A 17,426-nucleotide genomic window follows, 5' to 3' on the forward strand; every position below is an offset into this window, starting at 1 on the left:
TCTGATTAAATGTCAATGCGTTAGCACAGAGGCGGCAGTAAAACCGCCCTCCTTCAAAAAAAGCACCCTTGAACCCGCTAGCGCTGCGGAGTGAATACCATTCCGGCGGACGCAAGACAGGCTTTAAGTGTGCCAAACGCATCCTGACACTGCCGCTCATTGACGCAGGCGTAACCCAGCAGCAATCCGCGCGCCTCCTGAGGGTGCATATAATATTGCGAAAGTGGCCGTACTTTGACGCCGCGCTTTAGCGCCTCCGCGGCTATCGCCACGTCATCCGCGCCTGCTGGCAGCGGGATCACCAGATGCAGTCCCGCTTCATGATTGAATGCCGGTAAAAAGGCTGGCCCCAGATAGCGCTCGATCAGCCTGCAGAGAAACTGCCGCCGCTGGCGGTAAAGCAGGCGCATCCGGCGGATATGCTCCATGTAATGGCCCAGCCGGATAAACTCCGCCAGCGCACGCTGAATCAGCAGATGTCCGCCGCGATAGAGCTCTGCCGCGGCGATGCGCAACGGCTGTGCCAGCGGTTTCGGCACCACCATGTAGCCAATGCGCAGCGCGGGATAGAGCGTTTTGCTGAACGTTCCCATGTAAATGACCGGCGCATCCGCTTCCAGCCCCTGCAGTGAGGGATGAGGCTGGCCGGAAAAACGAAATTCGCTGTCGTAGTCATCTTCCACAATCCAGCTCTGATGGCGACGTGCAAAGGTGAGCAATGCCTGACGACGGGCCAGGCTTAGATGCACACCCAGCGGATATTGATGAGAGGGCGTCACAAACACCATCCTGGGTGGCGGGCCGCTGTCCGGCACCAGTCCCTGCTCATCCACGGGCATCGCCCGAATCTTCAGGCCATTCATGCGCAGCAGATTGCGTGTTCCCCAGTAGCCGGGCTCCTCCATCCAGACCCGATCGCCAGGATCGCACAACACCCGCGTCACCAGATCAACCGCCTGATGAACCCCTTCGGTGATCAGGATCTGGTCAGCATCGGCCCGCACTGAGCGTGCCACCCGCAGATAATCCACCAGCGCATGGCGCAGATCGGGACAGCCACCGCCGCTGCTGTAGACCAGGCGGTGAACGTCAGGTTCGCGATTCAGACGCGCCTGAATCTGACTAAACAGCTTATGGGGGAATTCGGTCACATCCGGCGCGCCAGGGACAAACGCGCCCCACTGGTAAGGCGATGCTGTAGCGTGACCCAGCAGACTGGCACCCCGCTTCGACAGCGTTGCCGGTCGTTGCGCCTTCACCGCCTGAAGGTCGGCAATTGCATCACTCTGCAGAGAGTTTTCCGGCAGCGTCTCTGCAATCCAGGTGCCGCTGCCGGTCCGCGCGGTAACATAGCCTTGCGCCATCAGGCTCTCATAAACATGCATAACCGTGTTTCGCGACACGCCCAGTTCGCGCGCCAGATCGCGGGTTGGCGGTAAACGGCTTCCGCGCGGAAACACCTCTTCAGCGATCGCGGCCTGCATGCAGTTCAGCAGCCGCTGATGTAATGAGCCAGTTCTTAAAAACTGTAACCGCGCTAATAGATGATCTGCGTATAAGAGTCGCAATTGGCTCCACCTTTCCTCTGACAATTGGCTCTGGCAACTCACCACGCCTCAGGCATAAATAAACGTGTTTGTCGGGAATTGTAAACACGCATATTAACGAGGTGGAATAAATGAGCGAAAAAAATAACCTGTTGCAGCAGCGCAAAGCACAGGCTCTCCCCAAAGGTATCGGTACGCTGTGCGACTGGTACGTTGCCCGGGCAGAGAACGCCACCTTATGGGATCAGGAGGGTAATAGCTGGATTGACTTCGCGGGCGGCATCGCGGTACTGAACACCGGCCACCGCCATCCACGCATTGAACAGGCGATTGCCGATCAATTAACAAAGTTTACCCATACGGCTTTCCAGATCACCCCTTACGAAAGCTACATCGCACTGGCCGAGCGTATTAATCAGCGGGTTCCCATCGCCGGTGCGGCGAAAACGGCCTTCTTCACCACCGGGGCGGAAGCGGTAGAAAATGCCGTAAAAGTGGCGCGTGCCTATACCCGCCGCCACGGCATCATCACCTTTGGTAACGCATTCCATGGCCGCACCTTTATGACCATGGCGATGACCGGAAAAGTGGCGCCTTACAAGCGAGATTTCGGCCCGATGCCGCCGTCAGTCTTCCATGCACGCTATCCCAGCGCGGTTCAGGGGATCAGCATCGAGGCGGCACTGACCAGCCTTGAAGAAATTTTTACGCAGGACATTGCGCCCCATGACGTCGCCGCGATCGTGCTGGAGCCGGTGCAGGGCGAAGGTGGATTCCATGCGGCACCTGCAGAGTTTATGGTGCAGTTGCGGGAGCTGGCTGACCGTCACGGCATTCTGCTGATTGCGGATGAAGTCCAGAGTGGATTTGCCCGTACCGGCAAGCTGTTTGCCATGGAACACTACCCGGTGAAGGCCGATATCATCACCATGGCGAAAAGCCTGGCAGGCGGGATGCCGCTCTCCGCGGTCGCCGGTCGTGCAGAGGTGATGGATGCACCTGCACCAGGTGGTCTGGGCGGAACCTATGCCGGAAACCCGCTGGCTATCGCCTCGGCCCATGCGGTGCTGGATGTAATAGAAGAGGAGCAGCTCTGCCAGCGCGCCGTTGATCTCGGTGCCCGGCTTGAAGCAGAACTCCAGGAACATCAACGCAAACATCCGGATATTGCTGAAGTGCGTGCGCTGGGTTCGATGGTGGCGATGGAGTTCTATCAGGCCAGCACCGCGCAGGCGGTTCAGAAGATGGCGATGGAACAGGGCTTGCTGCTGCTGACCTGCGGAGCCAAAGGCAACGTCATCCGCTTCCTCTACCCGCTCACCATTCCGGATGCGCAGTTCAGCCAGGCGCTGACCATTCTCTCCACGGTGATCGATCTCTGTGTCGCACCCGCCGGACATCCCGTCGTCCCGGCCTGATTTCGCTGACGCGTTAACGCAAGTTCATCCCCGTTCGTCCGGCCATCCAGGCCGGACGTCGACAGGAGACGTTTACATGACGATGACTCAGAGTGCGAATGCAGATTCGCTGGCTCAAAACCTGAAACCGCGCCACGTGCGTATGCTCTCAATTGCGGGCGTGATTGGCGCCGGGCTGTTTGTTGGCTCCGGCCATGCTATTTCTGAAGCGGGCCCCGCGGTGCTGATCTCTTATGCCGCTGCCGGTGCGCTGGTGGTCCTGATTATGCGGATGCTGGCCGAGATGGCCGTCGCCTCACCCGATTCAGGCTCGTTCTCAACCTACGCCGATAAAGCGCTGGGACGCTGGGCCGGATTTACCATCGGCTGGCTCTACTGGTGGTTCTGGGTGTTGGTGATCCCGCTGGAAGCCAATGCGGCGGGAACCATTCTTCATGCCTGGTTCCCCGATGTCGCCATCTGGCAGTTCACGTTTGCTATCACCCTGTTGCTGACCATTACTAATCTGCTCAGCGTGAAAAATTATGGTGAGTTTGAGTTCTGGTTTGCATTGATCAAGGTCGTTGCCATCATCCTGTTCCTGGGCGTGGCAGGTGCGGCAGTGTTTGGTCTGCTGCCTGACAGCAATACCAGCGGCCTGTCGCATCTCTATGACACTCACGGATTTATGCCGAATGGTATCGGCGCGGTAGTGGCTGCCATCCTGACCACCATGTTCTCTTTTATGGGCACAGAAATTGTCACGATTGCCGCCGCAGAGTCGAAGAATCCCGGCAAGCAGATTACTCAGGCGACTAACTCCGTCATCTGGCGTATTGCACTGTTCTATCTGCTGTCGATTTTCTTTGTGGTGGCGCTGGTGCCGTGGAATGCGCCAGGGCTGGTTGAACAGGGTTCATGGCAGACGGTGTTACAGGCGATGAACATCCCGCACGCCCGACTGATTGTCGATCTGGTGGTGCTGATGGCGGTGTGCAGTTGTCTTAACTCTGCACTTTATACCTCTTCGCGCATGCTCTACTCTCTGTCACGCCGCAAAGATGCACCGGCGGCTGCCTCACGCACCAATCGCAGCGGCACGCCGTGGATTGCTGTGCTGCTCTCTACCGCGGCTGCATTTCTGGCGGTGATCGCCAATTATCTGGCGCCCAGCGTGGTGTTTGAATTTTTACTGGCCACGTCGGGAGCGATTGCACTGCTGGTCTATCTGGTGATCGCTGCGTCCCACCTGGTGCTGCGTAAAAAGCGCGAGAAAGCGGGTGAAGTCCTGAGTTACCGGATGTGGTTATTTCCTGGCCTGACGTGGGTCACTATCCTGTTTATCGTCACGGTGCTGATAATCATGTTGTTTGATGCGAAACATCAGGCTGAATTACTGGCAACCGGCGGTTTGACGCTGCTGATTATTACCACCAGCCTGGTGCTGCGTCGTAAAAAGGAGAAGCGTCAGAACACGAAATATTTTACTCAGCGCTCTTCTGACTCTTACTGATCTTCACGCAAGCTTTTTATAAATTAAACCCACCTTTGACAGCAAAGGTGGGGTTTTTCTGCATATCAACAGATGCAACGCGTGTTAACCCTCAATTATGCAGGGGTTTAATAAGATGCGCACACTATCTGATGATCAATCCGGTAAAATGAATTCCCCGATGCTGACTTAAAAATTTCAAAGAAGATACTTCACTGGCTCTTAGTGACTTAATGATAAACCCTGTATTGGTTATGGGTTTATATCTTTAGGTTCCATGTCACCGTTGCTGCTAAGGCATTGCACTGTCGTTCAGAATAAAACCTCAAGAGAAGCGTTAAAGATAGGTAACGTAAAGTATCCCTTTGCTCTTTTCAGGATTAAACCAGTGCATTTTTAATTCCAGGGGTAATTTGGTCAGCAATTCGCGATTCATCAGGTCAGCAGTAGTGGCCACAGCCTTACCACTGGCGGGATCAAAACAGTCAAACACGACAGGATTTTGTCCGACATTCATATTACATGAACCATTAGTAATGGCTCCGCTGAAGGTGAGCATGCCTGAATTTGAATCCGCAATAACCGGTCCGGCCAGGGCAATCAGCAGCGTGCTAATGCCGACAGATAAAAAAGATTTCATTGTGCGTCCTCCTGAGTATGTATCACCTGTTATCGGCTCACATTCCCAAAGATTAAGTGCTGAGTGAACGAATAAATGTAAATGTACGAACGCTTAGCCCAATGAAATCCCTTAAAAACCTTTGTTGAGAATAATCCTAATCCAGCCAGCTAACGAGAGTGTAGATCATCGCTGGATAAATTTTCTTTCTTACATTCATTTTTTTATTATGGCTTTGTAGCAGCAAATCACGGCCGCCTGTGACTTAATGACGCTTTGCAATAGTTAACACGCTATGCATAGCGCCTTCCGTTAGTGGAAAAGGTCATGATTAATGTGACGGTGGTAAACAGCAGGTAACTCTTCGCGCTTTAGATGACTTTACTACGCTGCTATTAAAGGCTTCCGTTGATCATGATTGAACAGTCAATATAAAATATCCGAAGAGAATGTCTATTTTACTCAAGCCATTCTCCTGCTGATTAATATTGCCAAAACACGTTCAGCTTATTCCAGATACTGGCTGAAACGCAGCAGATAACCATCGGGGTCCTGCACCAGAAACTCCCGCTGACAGGCGGTGGTCTCGCCGATGTCATAGTGGTTGTCCCGAAGCGGCCGATAGAGCGGAACAGCATGCTGCTGCAAACGCATCAGTACAGCCTGAACATCGTCGACTTCAATCTGGAAATTAATACCCCGCCCCAGCGGCCAGCGCAGATCGGCTATGTTCCAGCCCTGCGGATGGAACTGCTCAATCATCAATTGCACCTCTCCATAGCAGAGGTAAGCAAAATCAGGCTGCTGGCGCTGTATTCTCACACTGAAACCCAGCACCACGGTGTAAAAATGCAGCGAAGCAGTAAAGTCAGTGACGGTCAGTTCTGGCACCATAGGGTTCCAGTAAAGGGTTTGATTATCACTCATAGTAAGGTTCCATTTTGATCGGTAACTCTCCCCTCTCATCACCGGCTCTGGATTCTGCTTTGCAGCTCATCCAGCATCAGCCGCAGTGCGGCAGACTGGTGCTCACGCGACAGGTAAAGCCCCCATATGCCAATACGTTGCGGCTCATAATCGGGCAGTAATTTTACCAGCTTCCCTGCTTCCAGTGCGTGGCGAGCCTCCTGCTCAGGCACCATCGCTATCCCGCAATGCGCTATCGCCGCGTCACACAACAGTGAAGAGATACCCGCACTGAAATTTCCTCTGACGGCAACCGCGATTTTCTCCCCGCCAGCCGCCGTAAAATGCCAGCTCTGTCCGGCAAAGCGACTGTAGTAGAGGCAGTTATGCTGAGCCAGATCGTCCGGGGTTTCCGGGTTACCCCGCGCCTTAAGATACTCAGGTGAGGCGCAGAGTACCGAGTGGCATTCGCCGAGACGGCGCGCGATCGCCCCCGGCTCTGGCGAGTCGGTGATGCGAATAGCGAGATCGATACGCTCACCAATCAGGCTTACTGGCTGATTGTTAATTTCCAGCTCGATGCGCAGTGCCGGATAACGCGCCAGAAAATCGGGGATCACCGGGCCGACAAGATGAAGAGCCGTAAAGTGGGCGCAGGCGATGCGAAGCGTTCCGGCCGGGACGCCCTGGGTAGTTTCCTGCTGGATCGCCTCTGAGATCAGGGCCAGCTGACGGGTTTTTTGCAGGATCGCCTCACCGGCAGGCGTAAGGGTCAGCTGGCGCGAAGAGCGATGCAGCAGACGCGTTCCCGCCCACTTTTCCATCTCCTCCAGATAACGGCTGACCATCGGGCGAGAGATCCCCAGCGATCGTGAGGCGGCACTCAGGCTGCCCAGTTCACATATCCGGTTGAAAACGGCTGCCGCCGTGACTCTGTCCATCCACTCCACCTGTTCGGATTATGAAACTCAGCATCTCTGATTGCGGGAATTCTAACAGATAGCCAGATGCGTAGAATAGCGCCACTGATACTGAACATCGCCCGTTACGCCTGCCTGAGTCGGGCATTTATCTCTGAGGATCCTCAATGAAAACTACGCTGTTACCTGTGATGCTGGTGCTGGCCTCGGCCTCCACCAGCGCGGCCACCCTGCAACTGCAAACCTATAATCCGCAGGAAAAGGGCATCTTTGCCGTCTCCTCAACGCTGGTTAGTGGGCCAACCGAAGCGATTCTGTTTGATGCCCAGTTCAGCACCCAGGACGGTGAAAAACTGGCAGAGATGATTAAAAAGAGCGGAAAAACGTTAAAGGAAATTGTGATCACTTCTGGCGATCCCGATTTCTACTTTGGTCTGGAGCCAATTGTTAAAGCCTGGCCGGACGTGAAGGTGGTTGCCGCGCCGGCGGTGGTGAAGCATATCCAGCAGACGCATGACGCCAAGCTGAAATACTGGGGTCCACAGATGAAGCAGGGCGCGCCGGATAAGGTGGTCGTGCCTGAAGTGACCCATCAGACCCGCTTTAGCGTCGACGGCGAGGTGCTGGAGCTGCGTCATCCGGAGCAATACGCCGCTTATATATGGATCCCGTCTGCGAGCACCATTCTGGGCGGTACCGCCCTCTCCTCGGGCATTCATGTCTGGACGGCTGACACTCAGACCGTTCAGAGCCGCGCTGAGTGGCGTCATATCCTGACCGAAATGCAGACGCTGAACGCGAAGAACGTGATTCCGGGTCACTATCTCGGTGCCCGTCCGGCCGGTTCACAGGCGGTGGATTTCACCCTGAATTATCTGAAGAGTTTTGAGGCGGCGCTGGCGCAACATAAAACCTCAGCGCAGGTGATTACCGCCATGAAAGCCGCCTGGCCGAAACTGGCAGAACCGGCTTCACTGGAACTCAGCGCCAAAGTCAATACCGGCGAGATGAAGTGGTAAATCCCGCTGAGAGGTCAGCTGACTACCGGGTTTGCAACGTTTAAGCAGACCCGGCTGAACCCATTGACCTGATCTAAAGATGCCCGGGCGCTATCTTTTAGCCAGATAGCGCCTGTCATCGCGCGCCTGCAACCGCGCCTCCGCTGGTGAGGGGAAGATATAGTGAAACAGATCGCGGTAAAAACTCAGGTGCTTCAGCAATCCTTCCTGTATGGATCTACTGATGTCTTTGATCAGAAATTCCTGAGTGGTGCTGAAGTTAGTCACGCTAAAAAAGGTTTTGTCATAGACGTTGACCACACCTTCCCATTTCATCACCTGCTCTTCCGGGGAAGCCCCTTCTGAGGCGACAAATATCCCTTTATGGGATTTCAACCCCTGCTTACTGATATAAGTGGTTAACGCATCATAGCCGCGCTTGTTACGCCAGCGGCAGAATTCGTAGGGCACATCATAATGGGGCAGCACAAAATCCGGACTACGAAAATGTTCATCACCAATTAACCCATCCAGCGTAACCGTGAAATGCAGAAAGTCCTGCAGGAAGTCGAACTGGCGAGTTTTAGTCAGTGTGACATTAATGGTGTAGTGACCTGCATGCACATACCAGTAATTGGTAAAGCCGGTGACCAGAATACAGAACGCCTGCCAGTCACTGAGTCTTCGATCCCCCGCCAGCCCCCTGAAACGGCTGATCATCATCCGTGATTTGGGATGCTGATACGCTTTCAGCAGCGGATCGTTCATACCTTTCAGTAACATCAGGCACACTCCTTGATAGATTGCGCTTATCCTGCCACGCCCTGATCAGGGTGAAAAGTGTCGTTGGTCTGAATGTGACCCCCATTAAAATCTGGCGGGTGGCATGAAACGGACTGCGGGATCGGGGGAGAGGGCTTTTAAATTCTTCAGCGAGGGGAAACCGGAGGCATCGATAATGAAACAGGATGCCAGCCATACGGGCTGGCCTGTCAGAGCTTCGCGAGCGTCTTCAGCGTTTCTGGGTTCTGCTGCACCATGCGGATCAGTAAAACAGCCTGGGCGTTAGGTCTCGCCCTGCCCTGTTCCCTGCAACCGCACCAGCTCCTGAGTTAACAACGTGACCAGCTTCCGCACTTTATCCGGGATAAAGCGGGCATCGGGGAAAACAGCATAAAGATAACGGTCGGGAAGCCGCCAGTCCGGTAAAACCCGCACCAGTCGGCCGGATGCCAGCGCGTCTGCGCCGATAAGTGTTTGTAACCCACCGATCCCCAGCCCCGCTTCAAGGGCCTGCATCAATGCATCACTGTTGTTAGAGCGAAAAGCACTTTCCACCGGCACAGACACCCTCGTGGTCGCGGACACCAGCTGCAGCGGCGCATCGGGCGATACGCCGCTAAAACGTATGTGGGGATGGTGCTGCAGGTCACTGGGAGTTTGCGGCGTGCCGTTTCGCGCTATCCACTCAGGGGAAGCCACCAGCACGGTTTCAACCGTGGTGAGTGAACGGGCAGCCAGTGTAGCGGGCGGCGATTCGCTGAGGCGGATTGCCACATCAACGCCTTCACCAATGAGATCCGACAGGCGATCCTCCAGCGCAATATTCAGACGCAGCGCGGGATGCGCCTGCTGGAATGCAATCAGATGCGGCATAAGCCGCTGCCCGATGCCGCTCGGCAGTTGCATATAGAGTTTGCCGTGCAGAGGCTGCGATTCAGGCCGTAGTTGCTGCTCCAGCTCTTCCATCGCGCTGAGCAGCTGCCTGACCTGCTGCAGATAATGCTGACCCTGCTCCGTCAGCGCCATTTTGCGGGTGGTGCGGTGCAGCAACACAACCCCCAGCGCCTCTTCAAGCGCGGCAATCTGCTGGCTTACCGCCGACTGCTTCATGCCGTTTTGCCGGGCCGCCGCCGAAAAAGATCCCGCTTCAGCAACCCGGATGAAGGTCTGAATCGCATTCAGTTTGTTCTGCATTTATTGATTTTCCTGATAAGTGACATCCGGTTCAGGGGATTTAATCAGAAATAAACGCAGGTGAGAATGCAGCTTCTCTCTTAACAGGGCAATGATCATGAAAACGACGCAGGATAAGAAGGTTGCGCTGGTGGCGGGTGCCAGCGGGATTGTCGGTCAGCAACTGAGTCAGGCACTGGTAGCAGACCACTGGCAGGTCAAAGCACTGACGCATCGGTCAGACTATGCAGTCAGCGGCACAGAGGTGATTGCGGTTGATCTGCGCGATAGCCAGCAGTGCCAGCAACGGCTGGCATCACTCACCGACGTCACGCATATCTTTTACAGCGCCTGGCTGAACGCTTCTGACTGGGGAACCATGGTCGGGCCGAATCTTGCCATGCTGCAAAATCTGGTTCAGACCATGGAGGATGTCGCACCACTTGAGCATGTCAGCCTGATGCAGGGATACAAGGTGTATGGCGCCCATCTCGGACGCTTTAAAACGCCGGCGCGGGAAAGCGATCCTGGTGTACCGGGTGCTGAGTTTAACGTCGCGCAGCTGAACTGGCTGAGCGCACAACAGCAAGGTAAAGCCTGGCACTGGAGTGCGCTGCGGCCCGGTGTGGTCGGCAGTGACAGGCCGGGCAACAGCATGAACCTGGCGCTGAGCCTGGCGCTGTACGCCTCAATCTGTCGCGCGGCGCGGCTGCCCTTACGCTTTCCCGGTTCGCCGGAAACCTGGCACAGTATGGTCGATTTTACCGATGCCACTCTGCTGGCCGACGCGACGATCTGGGCCGCACGCACTTCTGACGCACGCAATCAGGCGTTTAATATCAACAACGGCGATCTCTGGCGCTGGAGTGAGCTATGGCCGGTCATTGCAGCGTGGTTTGAACTGGAGATCGCGCCGCCGGTTTCGCTGTCGTTCCGGCAACTATTTCAGGATTATCGTGCGCTGTGGCGGGAAATCGCCGCTGCCGACGCGCTGCTCCAGCCCGATATTCTGGCGCTCAGTGATGGTGTCTTCGCTGATTTTGTTTTTGGCTGGGATTACGACATGTTTGGCGACGGCAGCAAACTGCGGCGGGCGGGATTCCACGGTTATCGCGCAACGGATAAGATGTTCTGCGATCTGTTTGCCCGCTTCCGGGCGGCCCGGATCATTCCGTGATGATCCGTTGAATACCGATGCAGAGAGCAGGAAAGTCGCTCTCTGCATCGGGCCATTATTAGCGCCCTTTCTTCTTACGTCCCGGCTGGACAAAGCGCTTGCGTGAGGCACCGTTAGCATCCGCTTTTTCAGCGGGTTTCGCCGCACTCTTCTGCGGTTTTTTGGCGGCGGCCGGTTTCGCCGGGGCTTTAGCTTTCTTCGCAGGTTTATCTTCTGAAGAGGAGTTCTCCAGCAGTTTAAACAGCTCAACGAGTTCGTCGTCAGTGAGATCGCGCCATTCCCCCAGCGGCAATCCCTTGAGATTGACGTTCATGATGCGGGTGCGCTCAAGCTTCGTCACTTCAAAGCCAAAATGCTTACACATGCGGCGGATCTGGCGATTCAGCCCCTGGACCAGCGTGATGCGGAAGACAAACGGCGCTTCTTTCTTCACTTTGCACTTTTTGGTCACCGTGCCTAGCATCGGCACGCCCGCGCTCATTCCGGCAATAAACTCATCGGTGATCGGCTTGTCGACCGTAACGACATACTCTTTTTCGTGGTTGTTACCGGCCCGCAGGATCTTGTTGACCAGATCACCGTGGTTGGTAAGGAAAATCAGGCCCTGAGAATCTTTGTCGAGTCGGCCAATCGGGAAGACGCGCTTGCTGTGATTGACGAAATCGCTGATGTTATCGCGCTCGCCCTCTTCCATGGTGGTGATAATCCCCACCGGCTTATTCAGGGCAATCAGCACCAGATCGTCTTCATCGCGCGGCTCGATAAGCTGACCATTGACCTTCACCACATCGCCTGCAAATACCTGCGCGCCCACAGTGGCGCGTTTGCCGTTAATGAAAACGTTGCCCTGCTCGATGTAACGATCGGCGTCACGACGGGAGCAGATGCCGCTCTCGCTGATGTATTTATTAAGACGAGTTGATGAGTCAGTCAGCATGATTCCTCCAAAAAACGCGGACTATACCTTACCGGCGGGGGCTTGCGAAGTCTTTGCACCGGAAACTTTTGCTCTGCTTTGCCAGCCTGACGGCAGCGGGCATTCACAGATCAATCGCCATCTCAGTACAGCGCAAATCGCTGCCCGCCAGCTTTGACGGATAGAAACTTTCGCCCAGCGGCCGGAAGCCATGCTGCTGGTAAAAACCCACGGCGTTCGGCGTCGACGCGAGCGTCAACCGGCGGTAGCCACGCTGCAGCGCCTCCGCTTTAATCGTGTCGATGATCAGCCCCGCCATTCCCTGTCCGGCGAAGCCGGGCAGCGTAAAAATGGCTTCAACGCTCGCGGCGGCGAGATCCAGCGATCCCATAGCAACCGGCACGCCGTCCGGGCCATCAATCACGAAGAAGGGATTCATGCGGATCATTGCGGGAAAGCTGGCGGGCATGCGGTCTGGCGTCCAGGCGGCGAGCACATCGGGTGGATAAGCATGCTGGCAGCCATGACGGATGGCCAGATTTCTGATGTTCCATAAATGGTGCGCCTCTTCGGGCGATGCCTGTCTGACAATCATAGTGCCCTCCGGCTCTGCAACAGAACCGCTACGTTATCACATCGCTTTGCGGCTATCTGCGAATACCGCCGGGTTCAGATGCCCCTGGCCTCGCCGCAGTTACGCGCGGTCATAAAGCGCTGCTGCATCAGCAACCGGACTGTTTCTGTGTTGCTGCATTTGCAACAGCTCGCTTATGCAAAACTGGATTTTAATTCTTTAACTTCAATCATTTAATGTCTGGCACGGTTACTGCTAAGTCTTTTCTTTTATATCTGAAAGTTTGGAAGATTTAACTGTTCCATTAATCCAGCTATATGCCAGGAGAAAACCATGTCACTGAACCAACCTTTACAGTTCGCCTACTGGGTGCCGAATGTCTCGGGCGGACTGGTGATCAGTCAGATAGAGCAGCGTACCCGCTGGGATGCCGAATACAACCGCAAACTGGCGCAGATCGCTGAACAGGCGGGTTTTGATTACGCGCTGACGCAGATTCGCTTTACTGCAGGATATGGCGCAGATAATCAGCATGAATCGGTCACATTCTCGCAGGATTTACTTAGTCACACCTCGAAATTAAAAGTGATTGCCGCTCTGCTTCCCGGCCCGTGGAATCCGGTATTGGCGGCAAAGCAGATTGCCACTATCAGCCATCTTTATGGTCCACGCATCGCCGTTAATATTGTCAGCGGCTGGTTCCGGGGCGAGTTCAAGGCAATTGGTGAACCCTGGCTCGATCATGAAGAGCGCTATCTGCGTTCAGAAGAGTTTATTCGCTGCCTGCGCGGCATCTGGCGTGAAGAGAGTTTTAGCTTTGCCGGCGATTTTTATCGCTTCCGCGATTACGTGATGAAACCCAAGCCGTTGTCACCGCTCCCGGAAATTTTCCAGGGTGGCAGTTCACGCGCGGCGCGCGACATGGCCGCCCGGGTGTCAGACTGGTATTTTACCAACGGTAATACCCCGGACGGCGTCCGTCTGCAGGTCGCGGATATCCGTGAAAAAGCCGGACGTCATCAGCATCAGGTCAGAATCGGGCTGAACGGTTTTGTGATTGCCCGCGAGAGCGAACAGCAGGCGCAGGCGGTGCTTCATGAGATCATCAGCAAAGCCAACCCGGATGCGGTAAAAGGCTTTCAGCATGAGGTCAAAAATGCTGGCAGTGCCTCACCCGAAGGAGAGGGAAACTGGGCGAAATCGTCGTTTGAGGATCTGGTGCAGTACAACGACGGCTTTAAAACCAATCTGATTGGCACACCGCAGCAGATTGCTGAACGCATTATCGAACTGAAGCAGGCCGGTGTGGATCTGCTGCTGCTGGCATTTCTGCACTTTCATGAAGAGGTCGAATTCTTTGGCCGCGAAGTGATACCGCGGGTCCGCGAACTGGAGGCGCAGGCTTTGATCGAAGCGTGAAAAAGGTACGCCACAGAAGAGAGTTATACCCGACTGCATCCGGGGTGTGATGAACGCTCAGATCTGCTGCAACGTCGCCCGCCGCTATCATTATGAGAGCGACGGACAACGTCTGCAGGGCTTTTCACTCCGCAAAGCAGATCCGTTAAAAGCGGGCGTTAAGCCCGACGTTCCATGTCACCTGATGCATGTCGCTGTTGCCTGTTACCGCCGAGACGCCCGCAAAGGCATTCACCGAGGTGCCAAGCGGCACGCTCGCACCCACCGCCATATCGATCCAGTTATCATCACTGGAATCGCTGCTGCGGGTAAAGGCGGTGCGGGTCGATTTCAGTCCGGCGGTCACCGCCGAATCGCTGTCACCAAACTGGTGATTGTAGCTGACCTGCGCCCAGGGATTGATCAGCAAATCTTTGCTGTCGATACGCCAGCCCACTGCGCCGATTTGAGAGTGCAGCGTCTGGTCGCCAAAGCGCATTGAGGTGCTGCTGTTGCCTTCCTCTTTATAGCCATCGACCTGGGTGTAGTCGAGCGCATAGCTGGCCACTGGGCCGGTAGAAACATAGCTACCCAGCGGTAAATCCCAGCCGGTCTGCAGCCGCATTCCCAGCACCTTACCATTGCTGTTGCCCTTTTCCGTGCGGGTCGCCGGTCCCAGCCTGACCTGACGCTCAATATCATCAAAGTCGAGATCCGCATAATGGGCGTCCGCATTAATCCATCCCCGATCGAGATAATTCAACTGACTCCAGAGCGCCACCAGATTGCCGCGTAAACGGTAATCAAAGCGCGACGAGGGATCCTGACGTTGCGAGGTCGTAGAGAGCATGGCACCGGCCTGCCAGTGATCGGTCAGCTGATAGCCCACACCCACGGTACCGCTGGCGCTGGTCGCATCGCCATCCTGCAGGCTGTCGCCGCGGAAATCACGCTGCTGCCCGGCATAACCGCCGAAAACAGTAAACTCGCCAGCACTGGCGGGCTGCTGACGCTGCTGCTGCAGATGTCCATCCAGCGTATTGCGCGCATCGCCCACCAGCATCGACGGCGCCTGACTCAGTGCAGCTACCTGCAGCGGCGCATTCAGCACCGACTGAATGTAATCGGCGATCAGCGCATGGACCGCCGGGCTGGGATGCAGTCTGTCTGCAAACAGATACTGCTGTGACTGCGAAAATCCTGTCGTCGAGGAGGTGCAGTCCATCGCCGAGACACCTGGCGGACAGGCCATTCCGGCCGTATTCGTGAGTCCATACAGGCCCGGATTATCGATCACCTCATTAAACAGGCCATTGATATCCACTCGCGCGATGTTCCCGCGTGCGGTCACCAGCCCCTGCTCTTCAGCCTGGTTGTAACGGTCGGTGAGGGCCGCCGCCTCCTGACTCAGTAACTGCCAGGCGGCAATCAGCTGCTGTGCAATGGCATCCCGGATCAGCGGAATTGAAGAGATTTGTCCGGCCGCCTCGCCAAGCGCGGTTTCAATCGCCTGCTCTCTTGCGGCACGGTCAGGCGTAGTGGTGGTGCTCAGCGACTGAAACAGCGCCGCCGTGGCAGGTTGTGCCGCTGGGCCAAGCACCTGCAGAATCGCCTGCAGCAGGGCGGGCGTTGCCCCTACATTAGGTACCGTCGGTACAATCACCGTTCCGGCTCCGGCATCCAGCAACCGGCTGACCTGTGAGGCCGCTGCACTGGCGCTGTTATCCACTATCTGCCGGGCAGCGAGAGGGGCAAGAGCCGCCGCCGCTAAATCATTGCCGCCAATCCAGTGAATATAGAGACCGTCCGAATCAGCTCGTCCGCCTCGCGCCGCAAGGTAGCTATCAAGCTGATCCTGAGTGTTAAACAGGGGATTAATCGCAGGTACCGCAACTGCGCCACCTTCGGCATAGTCGCTTCCGCCCTGCGATGAAGGGCGCAGGTTATCACCCAGCGACTGCGCTACGATCTCGTCATAGAGCGGATGGGTCGCGCCATCATAGGTAAAGCGCCCGACGTTCCCGCCATCACTCAGGCTATCGCCAAAGACGGTAAGGTCGCTCCAGGCCATCGCTGGCAGCGGCGACAGCAGGCTCAGGGTGGCACAGCAGAAAAGGTATTGCGCGTGAAGGGGTTTCATCAGCAGCTCCGCACAAATCAAATGAAAGTCAGTATGAGTAAGAACCGCACCGGCTAGCGCAGCAAGCTGTAAGCGTAGACGGCTGAGGAAAGGGGTGGCAGAAAATACGGGATCGCGCTCGCAAAGCGGAGAAATTTGACTTAAAGATCAGCCGTGCCGGTTCAGGTGAAATACCGGGAACCCGCCACAGCGTCGTTACACTGGCTACTTTTTGCTGGCGGGCTTCAGCCCGCGATTAAGATCCTGTAACCGTTTCATCGTCTTAACGGTACGCTGTGGCAGCGTTGAGGCAACGGACAGGATCAGCATCTCCAGACAGACCATAATCGTGCCGTGCAGGGGAATGCGTCCCTTCTCGCCGCCGCGCGGCACATTGATTACGACATCCGCCTCGCGGGCGAAAAAGGAGTCGGTGGCGTTGGTCAGCAGAATAATCGGAATATCCAGCCGCTTCGCTTCACGTACCACGGTTGTCCCTTCCCGGTGCGCCGACTGTTGCGCCATCATGATCAGCACGTCGCCACGCTGTAGCGCCAGCATCTGCTCTGCCAGCGCAATTCCAGCGCGGTTAAGGGAAAAGGCGGGCAGACCGATACGGTTGAGCAGCCGCACGCTGTAGTCCGCCAGAATACCTGAGGCGTTGATGCCAAAAATAGCGACCTGCCGAGCATCGCCCAGCAGCGCCACGCTATCCGCTACCGCCACCCGATTCTGCGGCTGCGACAGCACCTCACAGGCGTGCCGGTGGCCCTCCAGCACAAAGTCGATGGCGCTGTTCACATCACTGGTCACCTCACTGACGGTGGTAATCATCTTATCTTCAGAGGTCAGCGAAGGACCAAACCAGGCCTTAAGTGTCTGTTTGAGGTCGCGTAGCCCGCTAAAGCCCAGCGCCTGAATCGCGCGGATTACAGTGGCATCAGAGGTGTGATTCGCCACAGCGATCTCCATCGCGGTGCTCTCCAGCACCGTTTCCCGCTGTTGATCGATATAACGCGCCACCGCCAGCAGGCGGGGTGAAAGCTGCTTTTCACGGGCGCGAAGACGTTCTGCCACCACATCCACTCTGTTTTTAACGGGCCTGCTCTGTTTCATGCTGCACCTGCAACTGGGGTTAACGTGTGGAAAGGCTCATCTCTGGTCTGGCTAAATGGAGAGTTTAAGGGCCGGGAGATGTAGTAAAAACGTCATGCTGTTTTATATTTCACCTGCAGAAGATGTGGATTTAACCAAAAACCTCACCTTCATATAAAATTATATTCATTATTTTCAATAATATAAAACTGCCAACCGATCTTTTTGCAGCGATAAACGATACGGCAAAAATGTAGTCAATTCTATTCAAATTATGTTTACTACTACAATAGCGGATGTTTGAATGATTCT

The 17,426-nt window shown here is 55.5% G+C and carries 15 protein-coding genes and 1 pseudogene; 5 read left to right on the top strand and 11 right to left on the bottom strand.

Annotated elements, in window-relative coordinates; genetic code table 11:
• Positions 1-77 precede the first annotated feature (77 nt).
• On the bottom strand, positions 78-1,568 hold the full coding sequence (locus HFD95_RS08485; protein ID WP_181955259.1) for a PLP-dependent aminotransferase family protein: 1,491 nt from the start codon (positions 1,566-1,568) through the stop codon (positions 78-80).
• A 110-nt stretch (positions 1,569-1,678) separates the two neighbouring features.
• On the opposite strand from HFD95_RS08485, the gene gabT reads away from it, so the two are divergent.
• Together gabT and gabP are read left to right on the top strand one after the other, a co-directional pair.
• Complete coding sequence (gene gabT, locus HFD95_RS08490; protein ID WP_010246953.1) at positions 1,679-2,965, top strand: 4-aminobutyrate--2-oxoglutarate transaminase; 1,287 nt, start codon at positions 1,679-1,681, stop codon at positions 2,963-2,965.
• Between the two features lie 76 nt (positions 2,966-3,041).
• The gene (gene gabP / locus HFD95_RS08495; RefSeq protein ID WP_010246943.1) at positions 3,042-4,457 is read left to right on the top strand and encodes a GABA permease; all 1,416 of its coding nucleotides are present in this window, start codon (positions 3,042-3,044) and stop codon (positions 4,455-4,457) included.
• A gap of 316 nt (positions 4,458-4,773) precedes the next feature.
• Here the strand turns inward: gabP and HFD95_RS08500 are convergent, their stop codons facing one another.
• From HFD95_RS08500 to HFD95_RS08510, 3 genes are all read right to left on the bottom strand, one after another.
• On the bottom strand, positions 4,774-5,076 hold the full coding sequence (locus HFD95_RS08500) for a type 1 fimbrial protein (protein ID WP_061902348.1): 303 nt from the start codon (positions 5,074-5,076) through the stop codon (positions 4,774-4,776).
• Positions 5,077-5,562: 486 nt separating this feature from the next.
• A complete protein-coding gene (locus tag HFD95_RS08505; protein WP_061703275.1) occupies positions 5,563-5,982 on the bottom strand; it encodes a VOC family protein in 420 nt (139 codons plus the stop codon).
• Between the two features lie 38 nt (positions 5,983-6,020).
• Complete coding sequence (locus HFD95_RS08510; protein ID WP_022624525.1) at positions 6,021-6,902, bottom strand: LysR family transcriptional regulator; 882 nt, start codon at positions 6,900-6,902, stop codon at positions 6,021-6,023.
• 146 nt (positions 6,903-7,048) lie between these two features.
• On the opposite strand from HFD95_RS08510, the gene HFD95_RS08515 reads away from it, so the two are divergent.
• Positions 7,049-7,900, top strand: coding sequence for a Vmh family MBL fold metallo-hydrolase (locus HFD95_RS08515; protein WP_167430107.1), 852 nt, complete (start codon positions 7,049-7,051; stop codon positions 7,898-7,900).
• Between the two features lie 90 nt (positions 7,901-7,990).
• Here the strand turns inward: HFD95_RS08515 and HFD95_RS08520 are convergent, their stop codons facing one another.
• The 3 genes and pseudogenes from HFD95_RS08520 to HFD95_RS08525 form a co-directional block, all read right to left on the bottom strand.
• Positions 7,991-8,662 carry a hypothetical protein gene (locus HFD95_RS08520; RefSeq protein WP_163641174.1) on the bottom strand — a complete coding sequence of 224 codons (672 nt, stop codon included), beginning with the start codon at positions 8,660-8,662 and terminating at the stop codon, positions 7,991-7,993.
• A gap of 209 nt (positions 8,663-8,871) precedes the next feature.
• A pseudogene (locus HFD95_RS22110) lies at positions 8,872-8,967 on the bottom strand (transcriptional regulator); the annotation flags it as partial.
• A complete protein-coding gene (locus tag HFD95_RS08525) occupies positions 8,945-9,856 on the bottom strand; it encodes a LysR family transcriptional regulator (protein ID WP_010246931.1) in 912 nt (303 codons plus the stop codon). The gene HFD95_RS08525 and the pseudogene HFD95_RS22110, both read right to left, overlap by 23 nt.
• Positions 9,857-9,953: 97 nt before the next feature.
• On the opposite strand from HFD95_RS08525, the gene HFD95_RS08530 reads away from it, so the two are divergent.
• Positions 9,954-11,012 (top strand): SDR family oxidoreductase, encoded by a 1,059-nt coding sequence (locus tag HFD95_RS08530; RefSeq protein WP_010670548.1) that lies wholly within the window; start codon positions 9,954-9,956, stop codon positions 11,010-11,012.
• 58 nt (positions 11,013-11,070) lie between these two features.
• On the opposite strand, the gene rluF is transcribed toward HFD95_RS08530, so the two are convergent.
• Together rluF and HFD95_RS08540 are read right to left on the bottom strand one after the other, a co-directional pair.
• Positions 11,071-11,949, bottom strand: a complete 879-nt coding sequence (rluF, locus tag HFD95_RS08535; protein ID WP_033768811.1) for a 23S rRNA pseudouridine(2604) synthase RluF — start codon at positions 11,947-11,949, stop codon at positions 11,071-11,073.
• Between the two features lie 103 nt (positions 11,950-12,052).
• Positions 12,053-12,523 carry a GNAT family N-acetyltransferase gene (locus tag HFD95_RS08540; RefSeq protein ID WP_167430108.1) on the bottom strand — a complete coding sequence of 157 codons (471 nt, stop codon included), beginning with the start codon at positions 12,521-12,523 and terminating at the stop codon, positions 12,053-12,055.
• 312 nt (positions 12,524-12,835) lie between these two features.
• On the opposite strand from HFD95_RS08540, the gene sfnG reads away from it, so the two are divergent.
• Positions 12,836-13,921, top strand: coding sequence for a dimethylsulfone monooxygenase SfnG (sfnG, locus tag HFD95_RS08545; protein ID WP_010246924.1), 1,086 nt, complete (start codon positions 12,836-12,838; stop codon positions 13,919-13,921).
• Between the two features lie 145 nt (positions 13,922-14,066).
• Here sfnG and HFD95_RS08550 read toward each other — a convergent pair whose 3' ends face one another.
• Complete coding sequence (locus HFD95_RS08550) at positions 14,067-16,040, bottom strand: autotransporter outer membrane beta-barrel domain-containing protein (RefSeq protein ID WP_167430109.1); 1,974 nt, start codon at positions 16,038-16,040, stop codon at positions 14,067-14,069.
• 204 nt (positions 16,041-16,244) lie between these two features.
• A complete protein-coding gene (locus HFD95_RS08555) occupies positions 16,245-17,135 on the bottom strand; it encodes a MurR/RpiR family transcriptional regulator (RefSeq protein WP_163763467.1) in 891 nt (296 codons plus the stop codon).
• Positions 17,136-17,426: the final 291 nt, after the last annotated feature.

Origin of the sequence: Pantoea sp. EKM10T (assembly GCF_011800685.1) — a bacterium.
In the GTDB taxonomy this organism is placed as follows: Bacteria; Pseudomonadota; Gammaproteobacteria; order Enterobacterales; family Enterobacteriaceae; genus Pantoea; species Pantoea agglomerans.

Coding starts and splice junctions, on each gene's coding strand:
- gabT (WP_010246953.1), top strand. CDS start 1,679: ATGAGCGAAAAAAATAACCTGTTGCAGCAGCGCAAAGCACAGGCTCTC.
- gabP (WP_010246943.1), top strand. CDS start 3,042: ATGACGATGACTCAGAGTGCGAATGCAGATTCGCTGGCTCAAAACCTG.
- HFD95_RS08500 (WP_061902348.1), bottom strand. CDS start 5,076: ATGAAATCTTTTTTATCTGTCGGCATTAGCACGCTGCTGATTGCCCTG.
- HFD95_RS08505 (WP_061703275.1), bottom strand. CDS start 5,982: ATGAGTGATAATCAAACCCTTTACTGGAACCCTATGGTGCCAGAACTG.
- HFD95_RS08510 (WP_022624525.1), bottom strand. CDS start 6,902: ATGGACAGAGTCACGGCGGCAGCCGTTTTCAACCGGATATGTGAACTG.
- HFD95_RS08515 (WP_167430107.1), top strand. CDS start 7,049: ATGAAAACTACGCTGTTACCTGTGATGCTGGTGCTGGCCTCGGCCTCC.
- HFD95_RS08520 (WP_163641174.1), bottom strand. CDS start 8,662: ATGTTACTGAAAGGTATGAACGATCCGCTGCTGAAAGCGTATCAGCAT.
- HFD95_RS08525 (WP_010246931.1), bottom strand. CDS start 9,856: ATGCAGAACAAACTGAATGCGATTCAGACCTTCATCCGGGTTGCTGAA.
- HFD95_RS08530 (WP_010670548.1), top strand. CDS start 9,954: ATGAAAACGACGCAGGATAAGAAGGTTGCGCTGGTGGCGGGTGCCAGC.
- rluF (WP_033768811.1), bottom strand. CDS start 11,949: ATGCTGACTGACTCATCAACTCGTCTTAATAAATACATCAGCGAGAGC.
- HFD95_RS08540 (WP_167430108.1), bottom strand. CDS start 12,523: ATGATTGTCAGACAGGCATCGCCCGAAGAGGCGCACCATTTATGGAAC.
- sfnG (WP_010246924.1), top strand. CDS start 12,836: ATGTCACTGAACCAACCTTTACAGTTCGCCTACTGGGTGCCGAATGTC.
- HFD95_RS08550 (WP_167430109.1), bottom strand. CDS start 16,040: ATGAAACCCCTTCACGCGCAATACCTTTTCTGCTGTGCCACCCTGAGC.
- HFD95_RS08555 (WP_163763467.1), bottom strand. CDS start 17,135: ATGAAACAGAGCAGGCCCGTTAAAAACAGAGTGGATGTGGTGGCAGAA.